The organism is Chitinophaga solisilvae (genome assembly GCF_009928525.1).
Classification (GTDB): domain Bacteria; phylum Bacteroidota; class Bacteroidia; order Chitinophagales; family Chitinophagaceae; genus Chitinophaga; species Chitinophaga solisilvae.
The window spans coordinates 517,748-532,747 of sequence record NZ_JAABOK010000001.1 but is presented as its reverse complement, the minus strand read 5'-3'; the positions used below and the strand labels follow the sequence as shown (position 1 = coordinate 532,747).

General features: G+C 48.7%; 8 protein-coding genes. 5 read left to right on the top strand and 3 right to left on the bottom strand.

Annotated elements, in window-relative coordinates; genetic code table 11:
* Positions 1–48: 48 nt before the first annotated feature.
* Complete coding sequence (locus GWG06_RS01860) at positions 49–6,858, top strand: fibronectin type III domain-containing protein (RefSeq protein WP_160710977.1); 6,810 nt, start codon at positions 49–51, stop codon at positions 6,856–6,858.
* Between the two features lie 189 nt (positions 6,859–7,047).
* A complete protein-coding gene (locus tag GWG06_RS01855; RefSeq protein ID WP_202182923.1) occupies positions 7,048–8,745 on the top strand; it encodes a GMC oxidoreductase in 1,698 nt (565 codons plus the stop codon).
* A 91-nt stretch (positions 8,746–8,836) separates the two neighbouring features.
* Here GWG06_RS01855 and metK read toward each other — a convergent pair whose 3' ends face one another.
* The 3 genes from metK to GWG06_RS01840 are packed head-to-tail and all read right to left on the bottom strand — an operon-like array spanning position 8,837 to position 12,361.
* Positions 8,837–10,093 carry a methionine adenosyltransferase gene (metK, locus tag GWG06_RS01850; RefSeq protein WP_127044139.1) on the bottom strand — a complete coding sequence of 419 codons (1,257 nt, stop codon included), beginning with the start codon at positions 10,091–10,093 and terminating at the stop codon, positions 8,837–8,839.
* A gap of 21 nt (positions 10,094–10,114) precedes the next feature.
* Complete coding sequence (locus GWG06_RS01845) at positions 10,115–11,488, bottom strand: DUF4270 family protein (RefSeq protein WP_160710976.1); 1,374 nt, start codon at positions 11,486–11,488, stop codon at positions 10,115–10,117.
* Between the two features lie 54 nt (positions 11,489–11,542).
* Positions 11,543–12,361 carry a glycogen/starch synthase gene (locus GWG06_RS01840; protein ID WP_127044141.1) on the bottom strand — a complete coding sequence of 273 codons (819 nt, stop codon included), beginning with the start codon at positions 12,359–12,361 and terminating at the stop codon, positions 11,543–11,545.
* Between the two features lie 110 nt (positions 12,362–12,471).
* On the opposite strand from GWG06_RS01840, the gene panC reads away from it, so the two are divergent.
* The 3 genes from panC to GWG06_RS01825 all read left to right on the top strand — a co-directional run bounded on the left by panC (position 12,472) and on the right by GWG06_RS01825 (position 14,905).
* On the top strand, positions 12,472–13,335 hold the full coding sequence (gene panC, locus GWG06_RS01835) for a pantoate--beta-alanine ligase (RefSeq protein ID WP_160710975.1): 864 nt from the start codon (positions 12,472–12,474) through the stop codon (positions 13,333–13,335).
* Between the two features lie 172 nt (positions 13,336–13,507).
* Entirely contained in the window at positions 13,508–13,852 is a 345-nt protein-coding gene (gene panD / locus GWG06_RS01830) for an aspartate 1-decarboxylase (protein WP_127044143.1), read from the top strand.
* 45 nt (positions 13,853–13,897) lie between these two features.
* Complete coding sequence (locus tag GWG06_RS01825; protein ID WP_127044144.1) at positions 13,898–14,905, top strand: lysylphosphatidylglycerol synthase transmembrane domain-containing protein; 1,008 nt, start codon at positions 13,898–13,900, stop codon at positions 14,903–14,905.
* Positions 14,906–15,000 lie beyond the last annotated feature (95 nt).

Genomic DNA, 15,000 nt, shown 5'->3' with positions numbered 1-15,000 from the left:
CTATGACATCATGTGAAATTTTTTTTACCGGATACTTAATTACAACGCATGAAAAAAATTTACTTATTGCTGACTTGTCTGATCTTTATCAGCACGCAGTCATTGTGGGCTCAAAGTCCCATATTCGACCCCAATGACCGCGTGGACACATTTAAAGTAGGTAATCCCCCTACACAGCCAGTATGGGGAACGCCAGCCAAATGGACCAGAACCGTCCGCGTAGGCTGGAACTCCGACTCCTACAAAGCCTATATCTACAAAGGGCTTCAATTCAGGCTGAAATACCCTAAAAACTATAACCCCAACGACACTACGAAAATTTATCCCCTCCTGATTTTCTTTCATGGTTTAGGCGAGTATGGAACAGTCTATGACAACGAGTATTCCATGTATCACGGTGGAGAGTTGCACAGAAACGCTATTGACAACGGGCAGTTCGACGGGTTCATGCTGTATCCGCAGAATACGTCCGGATATTTCAGTCCGGGCATGTATGCGGTGATGGTAGAAATGATCAACACCTACTTTGTTCCCCAGCTGCATGTAGATCCCTTCAGGATTCTGACAGAAGGATTATCAGCCGGCGGCCAGGCTACCTGGGAATTTGACCGGCTCTATCCTAAAATGGTAGCAGCTTCAACCCCAATCAGTGCGGCTAATGGCACCTTGCTGAATTTTACGGAACTGTACAAATTTATTCCGATATGGTTGTTCCAGGGTGGCGTGGATAATAAGCCAGGCCCGGGTGCAGCCAGAGATATCGTTAACGCCATCAATGCCGTGGGTGGTAATGCCAGGCTCACCATCTTTGAAGGACAGGGCCATGGCGTCTGGTACAAGGCCTGGGAGCAGGCAGACTACTTCCCGTTTATGAACAGGGCTTATAAATCCAATCCGCTGGCACTATTCGGAAGAACAGAGTTTTGCCCCGGCGATACCATTAATGTTACACTCGGCCTGACACCAGGCTTTGATGAATACCAGTGGCGTAAAAACGGGAACCTGATTTCAGGCGCAGACAGTAACCTGTTACGCGTTACGGAAGTAGGTACCTATGACGTACGTATACGCGACGGCGCGCGCTGGTCTGACTGGTCGCATACACCGGTAGTGGTTAAAATCAAAACCGCCACCATCACTCCGGACATTACCACCAAAGGGCTGATGAGTACAGTACTGCCGGCCCCTGACGGGAAAGACAGCGTGGTGCTGAATGTACCGGACGGGTATGTTACTTACCAGTGGAAGACCACCTCTGCTCCCGCTATCCTGGGCACTGCCAGTTCCTTTACCGCCAAAACCCCGGGCAGTTATGTGGTGAAGGTAACAGAACGTTTTGGCTGCACCAGCGAATTCTCCAATCCTTTCAATGTGATTGCTGCGAACGGCGCCAATGTGCCGGATCCTGCCATCGGTGTAACAGCAGCATCCAGTACTTATACAACGGTAACGTTGAAGTGGAGTGATAAACCTAACCCTGCATTCAACGAAACTCTGTTTGAAGTATACCGTGCTGCCAAAGCCGGCGGCCCTTACACACTGGTATCCAAGGTTCCTGCAGACACTTATATTTATACAGATGAGAACCTGTTACCTAATGTACGTTACTACTACATTATCAGATCCGTCAATGATAACGGGGCAGCGCCTGTCAGCAATGAGACCAGCATTCTCACACAGGCTGATACCAAAGCGCCTAATGCACCCGCCAATCTGAAAGTTATCTCCACGTCACCGGCTTCCATCTCTATCACCTGGGACGAATCTATCGATGAAGTGGGTGTTGACAAATATGATATCTATGTAAATGGCGTAAAAACATTTACCGCCGATGGCAGCGCTACCAGCTTTACCATTTCAGGGCTTAAAGCACGGCAGCTGTATACTGTCAGCATAAAAGCCAGGGATCTTTCCGGTAACCTGTCTCCTGCCAGCAATCAGGTTACAGCTACTACCGTATCCAATGGCCTGAAGTATAAATATTATACCGGCAGCTGGGACAACCTCCCCAATTTCAGTCAGCTGACACCAGTACGTACAGGCACTTCCGCGGTTCCTGACCTCAGCGTGAGAACGCAGGATGAAAACTATGCATTCCTGTGGGAAGGTTATATTCGTATACCCGTTACCGGTAACTATACCTTTATGACCTATTCCGATGACGGCAGTAAACTGTATATCGGCGGATACAATTATAATTCTACTCCGGTTGTTAACAACGATGGGCTGCACGGTTCCGTGTATGCAGAAGGCACCAAGTATCTGACCGCCGGCGTATATCCGATAGCAATCACTTTCTTCCAGAAAGGCGGTGGCGCCAACATGCAGGTGCTGTGGAAAAATACGGCCCACGGCGTTACCAGCCAGCAGCAGATCCCTGCCGGTTTCTTTACTGATACCATGAGTCTTGGCGGCACTCCTCCGACTGCGCCGGCCAATATCCTGGCAACCGCAACAGCCTATAACAAAATCAATCTCTCCTGGACTGACAGAAGTAATAATGAAACCGGCTTTGAGATCTACAGATCCAATACCCTTACCGGTCCTTTTGAAATTGTGCAGACCACCGGCGCTAACGTTACCGCCTATACGGATAGTTCACTCAGCGCTCAGACAACCTATTACTACATGGTAAAGGCCATCAATAAATACGGTTCGTCTGATGTAAACCCTGCTGATATGAACGGTCTGCGTTATGATTATTACGAATTCCCGTCTATCAGCCAGTTACCGGATTTTAACAGCATCACACCTGTGAAAAGCGGTATTGTGCCTAATGTGACGCTGGACGTCCGTAACAGTGATAACAACTATGCCTTCAAATTTTCAGGCGTTATCAACCTGCCTTCTTCCGGTACCTATACTTTCTATACCGCATCAGATGACGGCAGTAAACTGTATATCGACGGTTTTGACAATACGCGTCTGATCGTCAGCAATGATTACCTGCAGCCCACCACAGAAAGAAGTGGCAGCAAATACCTGACAGCAGGCAGACATACTTTCTATGTTACCTACTTCCAGGCAGGCGGCGGTCAGGAATTACTGACGCGTATCAAAGGACCAGGCATTGCCAAAACAGAAATCGTTGACAGCTTTTTTGTCAATACCAACTCCAGGGCAACTACCTTCGCCCTGCCTCCTGCACCGGTTGCGCCTTCTGTAATGACGGCCGTATCCGGTACGCCTTCCAGCGTGAGCCTGAAGTGGAAGGATAACTCCAATAACGAGAAATCATTTGAGATCTACCGTTCCATCGGCTCCAGCACCAACTACATCCTGCTCGCTACCATTCCAGGCAGAGATACTACGGTGGGCATGTATACAGATACATCCCTTTTCGCCAACGTGCAGCATTTCTATAAAGTCAGAGCGGTGAATGTAGGCGGTAAGTCGGCTTACAGTAATGAAGCCAGTGCCACCACCCTGAATAATCCGCCTAAAATCTCCGGCAGCTGGAATAACAGGAGCATGCGCTTCGGTACCCAGGCTGTTATCAATATCAATGCGGCAGATATCGACGGTGAAACGCTGACACTCTCCGTTACCAACCTGCCATTATTTGGCGCCTTCGTGGACAATGGCAATGGCACAGGCACTATCACCCTGAATCCTGGCAGCGCTGACCAGGGCGTTTACAGCAATATACAGGTAAAGGTGACCGATCAGCATGCAGGTACAGATACCAAAACATTTGACCTGACAGTAAATGATAACTATGCACCGGTAATCACGCCGGTGAATACAACAACGGTAGCGCCTAAAACAACTGCTTCCGTTACCATTAACGCCGCGGACCTGAACACCAGCGATGTTCTCAACTGGACTGTTTCCGGTTTGCCAGCCTTCGCCTCCTATACTGCTGCCGGTAACAGTGTTCAGGTATCTATAGCTCCCGGCTATGCGGATCCCGGCACTTATCCGGTATTGCTGAAAGTCAATGACGGCAGAGGTGGAATTGATTCTACCGTTTTCAATATCGTTGTCAGCAAGACAGATCCTAATTACCAGGTGAAGATCGACTTCACCGACGGCACTTACAAAGGACCTTCACCCTGGAACAACACGAACAAAACGCCGGTGCTGAACGATGTATTCGGTAACTTCCTGGATACCCTCGGACGTAATACCGGTATTGGTTTACGCATCATGACCCCCTGGCAGAATGTGAATGGCGGCGCTAACTCCAATAATGCCGGCGCCAGCACCTACATTAATGCCGGCGTTTATCCGGATGCTGTTATTCTCAGCTCCTGGTGGACGAACACCGCGAAACAAACCATGAAGATGACGGGGCTGGATACTAACTATCGTTACAACTTCACCTTCTTTGGCAGCCGGGGTGCTGTAGGCGATAACCGTAACGGTGTATACACCATTAATGGTATCAGCGTACTGCTCAATCCTGTCAACAACAACACCAATACGGTTACCATCAGCAATATCTTCCCGGACAGTACCGGATCTGTGCTGATCGATCTGACAGCCGGCGCAGGCTCCTCCTACGCCTATATCAATGCCATGGTGCTCAACGCCGTATACGATGATAAAACGGCTCCTGCAGCACCGCGCGACCTGGCAGTAAGACCGCTGGGTAACGGCGCAAGGCTCAGCTGGACAGATGCCGCCTATAATGAAACAGCATACGAGGTATACCGTGCCACTGATAAAGCCGGGCCTTACTCCCTGCTGAATCCTGCGGCCGCCAACCCTAACGATACCGCCTATACGGATAATAACGTGACAGCCCGCGCTACTTACTATTATGCTGTAAGAGCTGTTAATGGCTTTGGCGTATCTCCGCTCCGCGATACAGTAGCTATCACCATTGCCAACCGGGCGCCGGTTGTAGCTGCGGTAGCTGACGTTTCTGTAAAAGCTGACGCCACTAAAAATGTGTCATTGTCCGCTACCGATGATGCGGGCGAAATACTCACGCTTGCCGTGAGCGGCCTCCCCTCCTTTGCATCCTTCACTGATAACGGAAATGGTACCGGCAACCTCAGTATCACACCGGTAACCGGCAATATCGGCCGCTATACCGCAACACTGACAGTTACTGATAATTATGGTGGTACATCTTCCAGAACATTTAATATCCTGGTGCTCGACAAGTATATTACCTCTACTTATGTCAACCTGAATGGTAACGGTGATAACGCTCCTGCGCCCTGGAATAACTTCAACTATCCACCGGTAGCCAACCGCTCGCTGACCAACCTCACGGATGAAAGCGGCGTAGCTACAGGTATGAATGTAACCGTACTGGATAACTTCACCGGGTACAATAACCTCGGTGCCGTTACCGGTAACAATTCCGGCGTATATCCTGACATCGTAATGAAGACTTTCTTCTACGATCAGAGCGGTACTCCGCGCAGGGTACGCGTCAGCGGCCTTTCTGCCGGCAATAAATACAACCTGGTATTCTTCGGCAGCCGGGCGGATTTCTCCGATAACAGGCCTACTGTTTACAGTGTAGGGGCTCAGTCTGTATCATTAAATGCTTCCAGCAATAAAACCAATACAGTACGGTTAACCGGACTTAGTCCGGATGCCAGCGGTAACATTGATTTCACGGTATTACAGCCTGCGGGGTCCGCGTCTGCCTACCTTAATGCACTGGTGATACAGTCCTATGCAGATAACGGCACACCGCTGTCGCCTGCTGCGCTCTCGGTGACAGGTAAAACAACTGCCTCTACCCTGCTCAGCTGGACAGATAACAGCAATAACGAAACCGGTTTTGAAATCTGGCGTTCAGATGCCGCCAACGGCACCTTTACACAGGTAGGTACAGCAGCAGCCAATGCTACTTCCTATGAAGATGCAGGGCTTGCCGCCAACTCCCTCTGGTTCTATAAAGTAAGAGCCGCGTCTGGTACTGCCAAGTCGGATTTCACCAACATAGCTTCCGGTGGTCCGCTGTCTTACAGCGTGTATATTAACTTCAATACCGTGAACCCTGTTGGTGCGCCCTGGAATAATACCACCGCGCTGCCTTACCTGGGACTTACTTTCGATAACCTGAATGATGATGTAGGAAATATTACCAGCTTGTCATTCAAAATAGAGCGCAGTTTCACCGGTACTAAATCCATTGGTTATATCACTGGTAATAATAGCGGGCTGTATCCGGATAAAGTCATCCTGGAGTCTTACTACGTAGAGCTGGGAGATACTGCCGGCGTGAAGTTCAGCGGTCTTGACCAGTCCAAGGAATATTCCTTTACATTCTTTGGCAGCGCCAATGAGGGCGGTTCCCGTTTAGCCGCTTACGTTATCAATGGTAAAACGGTAACGCTGGATGGTAACGTGAATACCAGCAACACCATCACCATCGATAAAATCAGACCGGATGCCGAAGGAGAAATACATCTCAGGATGTATACGCTGAACAGCTACGGCTATCTGAATGCGCTGGTGATAAAAGCCTTCCCGGCAGATAACAGCAGCAGCACAGCATCCAATCCGCCGGCCGCTTTACAGCGTACAACCACCCGGATCATGGGTACCCAGGCGGCCGCACGTGCACTGTCACAGGATGCTGGCGCCACTACGGGCATCAGCCAGGATACCGGTAATGAGAAACTAGTAGAAGTGCAGTCAACTTATCCGAATCCATTCAGTACCTTCATTAATATCGGTTTCATGCAACGGGGCAAATCAGCCAGGATAGTGATGAAACTGATTGACATGAGTGGCAGACTGGTACAGGGTAAAGATCTTGGCATCCGCAACGGCGGCACCTTCCAGGAACGTCTTGACGTTAACAGCAACCTGTCTCCGGGTATGTACCTGCTGCAGATTATTGTCAACGATAAAACTGAAAAAACCATCAGGGTTATTAAACACTAAATTATTTGAGATTTGGTTATTTGAGATTTGGTTATTTGAGATTTGGTTATTTAAAATGCAGCGGAGATCCTGGTAGAATATATTCGCTAAAGTCTCCGCTGCATTTTAAATAATCAAATCTCAAATAATTTAATAACCAAATACATCTTGTATTACCATGAATCTGAGTTATTATGAATCTGAGTTATTATGAACCTGAACATACGGGGAACGGCGCAGCACACCTATGATGCCATCGTTATCGGGTCCGGTATCAGCGGTGGCTGGGCGGCAAAAGAGCTGTGCGAAAAGGGCCTGCGGACGCTCCTGCTGGAAAGGGGGCGGCAGGTGGAGCATATAAAAGACTATACCACCGCTACGCTGCATCCCTGGGATTTTCCGCACCGCCTGGAAAACACAGCGCAGGATACGGCAGCTGATCCGGTGCAGAGCCAGGCTTATGATGAAAGCAGCAAACACTTTTACGTGCGCGATGCCGAACATCCCTATATACAGGAACGTCCTTTCAACTGGATTCGCGGATACCAGGTAGGCGGCCGCTCCCTGACCTGGGGACGGCAGTGTTACCGTTTCAGCGACCTGGATTTCGAAGCCAATCTGAAAGACGGGCATGGTGCTGACTGGCCCCTCAGGTACCGGGATCTGGCTCCCTGGTACGATTATGTGGAATCCTTTGCCGGCATCAGCGGACAGGCCGAAGGGCTGCCGCAGCTGCCGGATGGCGTGTTCCTGCCGCCCATGGAGCTGAACTGTATTGAACAGCATCTGCGCGATCGGGTACGGGAAAAATATAAAGACAGGCTGGTGACCATTGCACGGGTAGCCAACCTCACGAAGGGGTGGAACGGCCGTAACCCTTGCCAGTACCGGAACCTGTGCCATCGTGGCTGCCCCTACGGCGGTTATTTCAGCAGCAATGCCGCTACCCTTCCGGCCGCTATGGCTACCGGTAACCTGACTATACGCCCGTTCAGCATCGTCACGGAAATTATTTATGACAGCCGGACCCGCCGCGCCACGGGGGTACGCATCACTGATACCGAAACAGGAGAACAGCACGAATTCCATGCACGCATTATTTTCCTCAATGCGTCCACCATCGGAACCGCGGCTATACTACTGCATTCCACCTCTCCGGCGTTCCCGCAGGGGCTGGGCAATAACCACGATCTGGTGGGCCGCCACCTGATGGATCATCATATCAAGGTTGGCGCCATGGGCCGCTTCAGCGGATATCCCCGGCAGTATTATACCGGACGCAGGCCCGCCGGCATTTACGTTCCCCGTTTCCGTAACGTGAACGAACAAACGAAAAGAACAGACTATGTACGCGGCTTCGGTTACCAGGGATACGGCGAAAGACGCGCCTGGAACGATACCTATACCAATGCAGGTTTTGGCAGTCATTTCAAAGAACAGGTTACCTCCCCCGGTGAATGGGAAGTATGGCTGGGCGGCTGGGGAGAAATACTCCCCTATGCCGATAACCGTATCACACTCGACAAAACACAGCGTGATAAATGGAACCAGCCGCTGGTACGCATCTCTTTTGGTATTAAAGACAATGAACGTACCATGCGCAAAGACATGCGCAGCAGCGCTGAGGAAATGCTGCACCAGGCAGGCTTCTCCCAGGTTACCGGTTTCGATTATCACTACGCCGGCGGCGAATGTATACATGAAATGGGCACCGCACGCATGGGGCATGATCCCGCCAGCTCCGTGCTCAACAGGTGGAACCAGATCCATGATGTACCCAATGTATTCATCACCGATGGCAGCTGTATGACTTCCTCCGGATCACAGAACCCTTCCCTCACGTACATGGCCCTCACTGCCAGAGCCTGTGATTATGCAGTAACAGCGTTGAAGCAAGGTACATTGTGAAGATGAAGCGAAAATGAAAATTATAAAAAAGCGGAACCCCGTCATGTTTACATGACGGGGTTCCGCTTTTTTATCGTATCACTGCCGGTAATTAAATACCGAAAGCAGCTTTTACTTTATCTACATAATCCAGTTTCTCCCAGGTAAACAGTTCTACTTCTACTGACTTTTCGTTCTTCTTACCCTTGTTGAATACCTTGGTTACCGTTTTAGGTTCGCGGCCCATGTGACCGTAGGCAGCAGTATCGCTGTAGATAGGATTGCGCAGTTTCAGGCGCTGTTCGATAGCGTAAGGACGCAGGTCGAAAATCTCTTCTACTTTCTTCGCAATATCACCATCTGAAAGATTCACTTTGGCTGTACCGTAAGTATTTACGTATACGCCGCATGGCTTAGCTACACCGATAGCATAGGAAACCTGTACCAGTACTTCGTCGCAGATACCGGCAGCTACCAGGTTCTTAGCAATGTGACGGGTTGCATATGCTGCGGAACGGTCTACCTTGGAAGGATCTTTTCCGGAGAACGCACCACCACCATGTGCACCTTTACCACCATAAGTATCTACTATGATCTTACGGCCGGTTAAACCGGTATCACCGTGAGGTCCGCCGATTACAAACTTGCCGGTAGGATTGATATGATGATTGATATCGAATCCGTCGAACAGGCCCTGCAGCTCAGGTTTCAGCTGTGCTTTCACACGCGGGATCAGGATATTGATCATATCTTCCTTGATCTTCGCCAGCATTTTATCATCTGTGTCGAAATCATCATGCTGTGTGGAAATAACGATCGTGTCTATCCGCACAGGTTTGTTATCATCAGAATATTCAATGGTTACCTGGGATTTTGCATCCGGACGCAGGTAAGTAATATCTTTATTTTCACGACGCAAAGCAGCCAGTTCCAGCAGCAGTTTATGTGCCAGATCCAGTGCCAGTGGCATATAGTTTTCAGTTTCGCGGGTAGCGTAACCAAACATCATTCCCTGGTCGCCGGCGCCCTGTTCTTCAGGCGACTTACGGTCAACTCCCTGGTTGATGTCGGGAGACTGCTCATGGATAGCAGAGAAGATACCGCAGGAGTTAGCTTCAAACATGTATTCGCTCTTGGTATAACCAATCTTGCGGATTACTTCACGCGCAATTTCCTGCACATCCAGATAAGCTTCTGATTTTACCTCACCTGCCAGTACTACCTGACCGGTTGTTACAAGCGTTTCACACGCAACTTTGGAGGTAGCATCGTAAGCAAGGAAATTATCTATGAGTGCATCAGAAATCTGATCAGCCACTTTATCGGGGTGTCCTTCTGAAACGGATTCAGATGTAAATAAATAAGGCATAAAAGTGTTGGATTTGCTGTTTTATGGTTTCGTGTAAATGATTCGCATTTTCAGGTTGTAGGTAGACAGCTTGGTACCACCGGCTTTCAGACGGGTTATGTCGAGGTTGGCAACATATGGTCCGGCTTCCAGCTTAAATCCGTTGTTGGTCTCCTGCTTCTTCACCAGCATCTGCATGTAACGGTTAACAGTAAACGTGTACTGTACAATCTGCACTCCGCCGAAATTGGTGACTACCTGCCTGGTTCCTCCGATAGGATTGTTAGGCGCAGTTCTGATATCATCCGGCAGCGTCTTCGTCTTGTTCTGCTTATCATCTGTAAACTGCTCCAGATATAACTGCGATGGTGCAATAAACAGATCATTCATGTCAGCAGGACCGGTTGTAATCTGCGTTACTACTACTTCCGCCTTGTTGATCGCAACATTCGGGAAATTTTCCAGGCCGGGGATAGACAGCTTGCTGTATATACCGGGGCTGGACTGCAGGAACAGTATGCTGTCGCCGTTGGCATTTTTTGTATTGAGATAACGGGCCGCTTCTGAACCATTGTAGTTATGGGAAAGGAAAACAGAGCTGGCGCTGGTGTTGGCGTTATAGGTAAATTTGGAGATGAGGGAATCATCTGCCGAATTCTTATAGTAAACTGTCAGCCTGGTATCTGCATCATTCAGATTCACATAGAACATACTGCGGTTACTTCCCAGCGAGGTATCCGGCACAATGGCAAAACCTCTCAGGTAAGCGCGGAAGGAAGAATCGTTCTTGAATGCCGCGTTGGATTTCTGCTGCAGCAGTTCGTTACCGAAAGCGTTACTCAGTTTAATACGGATCTGTGCAGGCTCTTTTTTACCATATACGCTTACGGAATCACGCGCGCCACGGGGAGTGATAGTGGTAGTTCCCAGTAACTCGCCCTGGTTATAGGCCAGTGCTTTAGCGTAGGAGTAATTGGAATCCGCTCTGAAATCCGTTTGTGTCATGCGGTAAACCCTGAAGGTCTGAGGGCCGAGGGAATCGCCCTGGAAGGCATAATACCTGAGCGATAATACCACAGAGTCAAGCACCTGGCCGGAGCCTGCAAAGGTAAATTCACTGGAAGGCAAGCCTACCTGCGTATAAAGAAACGCATGCGATTTTCCGAACAAAGGGTCAGTGGTGATAGAACCGAGCATTTTCTGCAATGAACTTCTGGCTCCATTGTAAGCGGTCGTATCATATTCATAAATATTATTGGCAATAAGGCCGCTAAGGGTGGTGTCCTTCGCATTAACAAAATCTCCCGGAGGGATGAGTCCCGAACCGAGGATAGTAGACTCATTGCAGCCGGATGCTCCATACAACAAGGTAAAAAAAGCAGCTGCAAAGCTAAGGTTCCTGAAATTAATCTTCACGCGTTTTGTTGTTAGTTAATGATGAAGTTGGCGAAAATTCCTCCAAATATAGGGCTATTTGCCAAGCAACTGGTTATACAAAGCCAGGTAATCTGCCAGGTCTTCATTCTCCTTTTTGTAAGGCAGAATTATTTTACCTTTTTCAGCTTTCAGTTCATCCACCACTTTTTTCTCGGTCTTCTCTCCGGCCAGTATTACAGCGTCTGCATACTTTCCGGCTCCCCTGTTCAGCGCAGTGTTGGTGCCATCCTTGTAAAGCTCGAGGTCTTTTTCCTTGATCTGGTTGCTGATCGTGGCTTTCTTGATAAAGGATGCACCCAGCTTTTCCTTGAAGCTGTTGGGTGATAATGAATAAACAATTTTGGAATTGGCGAAAACAGGCTCCTTCTTGTAAGCTGTTTTCAGGTACATCGGTATCAACGATGTCATCCAGCCGCTGCAGTGAATGATGTCAGGAGGCCATCCGAATTTCTTAACCGTTTCCAGGGCGCCCTTACAGAAGAATACCGCGCGTGCTGCATTGTCTTCAAAAAACTCATCGTTTTCATCCGCAAAAACAGTTTTCCGCTTAAAATAATCCTCATTATCCAGGAAGTACACCTGCAATCGGGCATTGGGCAGAGAGGCAACCTTGATGATAAGCGGGTAGTCGTCCCCATCTATCACAATGTTGATACCCGACAATCTGACCACCTCGTGCAAGCGGTGTCTTCTCTCATTAATAATTCCAAATCTTGGCATGATCACTCTCACTTCCAGGCCAGCCTCATTGGACTTAATTGCCATTTTATTGACCATCGCCGCGTAATCACTCAGTTCCAGGTATGGCGACATCTCTTGGGCAATAAAAAGAATTCTTTTCTTTGTGGACATTTAACGCTGATTATTAATGCAGTAATTTTTAATTTGGCTTGCAAAATTACGGATTTTTTACGGAATATTGGCCAAACTGTCAGTTTTAACATCCTTTTAAGCAATGTTTTATGTATCTATTTAAGCGCAGCAATGACCTGAAGAAGCACCTGGACCTGGTAAGGAAAAGCAACAAAAGCATTGGTTTTGTGCCTACTATGGGCGCCCTCCACAGCGGGCACCTGTCACTTATTCAGGCCGCAAAAAAAGAAAATGACGTGGTCATTTGCAGCATCTTTGTAAATCCAACCCAATTCAATGATCCGAAAGATTTTGAAAAATATCCCATCACCATCGAAGAGGATATAAAAAAATTAAATGATGCTTCCACAGATATACTTTTTTTACCATCTGTAGAAGAAATGTACCCTGAAGGCCTGTCTACCAACGAAACCTATGACTTCGGGGAACTCGAAACCATACTCGAAGGAAAATTCCGGCCGGGTCATTTCCAGGGCGTTGGTCGTATAGTACACAAATTACTCGATATTGTTCAGCCTCACAAGCTTTTTATGGGGCAGAAAGATCTTCAGCAATGTTTAATTATACGTAAATTACTGATAATCACCAATTCACCGGTAGAGCTAGTCGTTTGCCCTACCATGCGCGAACCTTCCGGCCTCGCCATGAGCAGCCGCAACGAACGCCTGTCACCTGCCGCCCGGAAAAAGGCCGTCGCCATTTACCAGGAACTGGAAAAAATACAGCAGGAATTCAGCAAGGGCCTCTACTTCCTCGAAGCTGCCCGCGAAGCGGCAGACAACCTGAAGAAACAAGGTTTCGAACCGGAATACGTTGACGTACTGATACTCGATAGCGGTGACCTCCGCCATATCAGCGAACCGCCCGGCAATAATACAGTAGTCGTAGCCGTGGCAGCCTGGCTGGATGGTATCCGCTTAATCGATAACATGATACTGCAAGGCGCACTCTAGTATAAAAATAACTTTCTTCATCGTGACAAGGGCGCCAAAGGTTTGTTAAAATTCTTACAACCGCTGTCGCCCTTGTCTGCTCTTATTCCTCAGTCTTCCTCTCTTTTGTGGGGAATATTTTTTTACATAGCTTTGCCTCTGCTCCCGGGCAAAAAATCAAGACTGATACATCATGCAAATAGAAATATTAAAGTGTAAGATTCACCGCGCGGTTATTACGGAAGCCAACTTGCATTATGTTGGCAGCATTACTATAGACGAAGATCTGATGGATGCAGCTGGATTAATTCAGTACGAAAAAGTACAGGTAGTGAACGTGAATAACGGAGAAAGACTGGAAACCTATGTGATCACAGGCAAACGCGGCTCCGGCGTGATCTGTATGAATGGCCCCGCAGCCAGACTTGTTGCCCCCGGCGATATTGTGATCATTATTGCCTACGCTACCATGGATTTTGAAGAAGCCAAAAAATATAAACCTGTTGCCATCTTCCCGAAAGAAGGAAATAAGCTCTGATAACCATTACTATTCATTCACAACTCCCTTAAACCGATTCGGATCATGCCGAAAACGATTAAAAACGTCATTAAGTTTATTTGTTTTTTTGGCATTGGGCTGCTGCTCATATGGCTGGTGACCAAAGACCTCACACCGCAGCAGTGGGATGAAATCAATACTGCTTTCCGTAAAGCCAACTACTGGCTGGTTATACCCGCTATCGTCATCGGTATCCTCAGCCACTGGTTCCGCGCTATACGCTGGAAACTGCTCATGAAACCACTGGGGCACCAACCCAGTACCCTCAATACTTTCTTTGCTGTCATGGTCGGCTATCTCGCCAACCTGGCACTGCCCCGCCTCGGCGAAGTAACCCGCTGCGGCCTCCTGGCGCAATACGAAAAAATACCTGCCGACAAACTCGTAGGTACCATGATCGCAGAACGTGCAGTGGATATGGTATGCCTGCTCCTGCTCATGGCTATCACCATCCTCACACAGATCGATGTACTGGGCGCCTACGTTAATCACGACATCTTCCAGCCGCTCTCCCGCAAAATAGCCAATGCCAACGCTATACAGCTCCTGCTGCTGATCGCCGGCCTGGCTGCATTTATATTGCTGGCCCTCTGGCTGCTCCGCCGGTTTGCCCGCTCCAAAGCGGCACAAACCATCAAAGCCCTCGCCAAAGGCGTCATGGAAGGCATTCTGTCTATCGGTAAAATGGAAAAGAAAGGCTGGTTTATACTTCACACCATCCTCATCTGGTCCTGCTACCTGGCACAGGTCTACATCGGCTTCTACTGCCTGCAGGAAACCAGCCACCTCGGTATCAGCGCCGCCCTCGCCGTTCTCATGATCGGCAGTATAGGCATGATCGTTACCCCCGGCGGCATCGGCGCCTACCAGGCACTCGTACAGAAAGCGCTGGAACTATACGGCATCACCTACGTTATCGGATACGCCTTCGGCTGGATCATCTGGGTGGTACAAACCCTGCTCGTCATCTTCGTAGGCTTCTTCAGCCTCATCGCACTACCCATATATAATAAAAAACAACAGTTGAAATAATTACGAATTACGAATTGCGAATGAAGAAGCGAAGAACTAAGCGTAGATCAAAAGTGATATTTTATAGTTATCACTTTTAATCTACGCTTAGTTCT

Coding starts and splice junctions, on each gene's coding strand:
- GWG06_RS01860 (WP_160710977.1), top strand. CDS start 49: ATGAAAAAAATTTACTTATTGCTGACTTGTCTGATCTTTATCAGCACG.
- GWG06_RS01855 (WP_202182923.1), top strand. CDS start 7,048: ATGAACCTGAACATACGGGGAACGGCGCAGCACACCTATGATGCCATC.
- metK (WP_127044139.1), bottom strand. CDS start 10,093: ATGCCTTATTTATTTACATCTGAATCCGTTTCAGAAGGACACCCCGAT.
- GWG06_RS01840 (WP_127044141.1), bottom strand. CDS start 12,361: ATGTCCACAAAGAAAAGAATTCTTTTTATTGCCCAAGAGATGTCGCCA.
- panC (WP_160710975.1), top strand. CDS start 12,472: ATGTATCTATTTAAGCGCAGCAATGACCTGAAGAAGCACCTGGACCTG.
- panD (WP_127044143.1), top strand. CDS start 13,508: ATGCAAATAGAAATATTAAAGTGTAAGATTCACCGCGCGGTTATTACG.
- GWG06_RS01825 (WP_127044144.1), top strand. CDS start 13,898: ATGCCGAAAACGATTAAAAACGTCATTAAGTTTATTTGTTTTTTTGGC.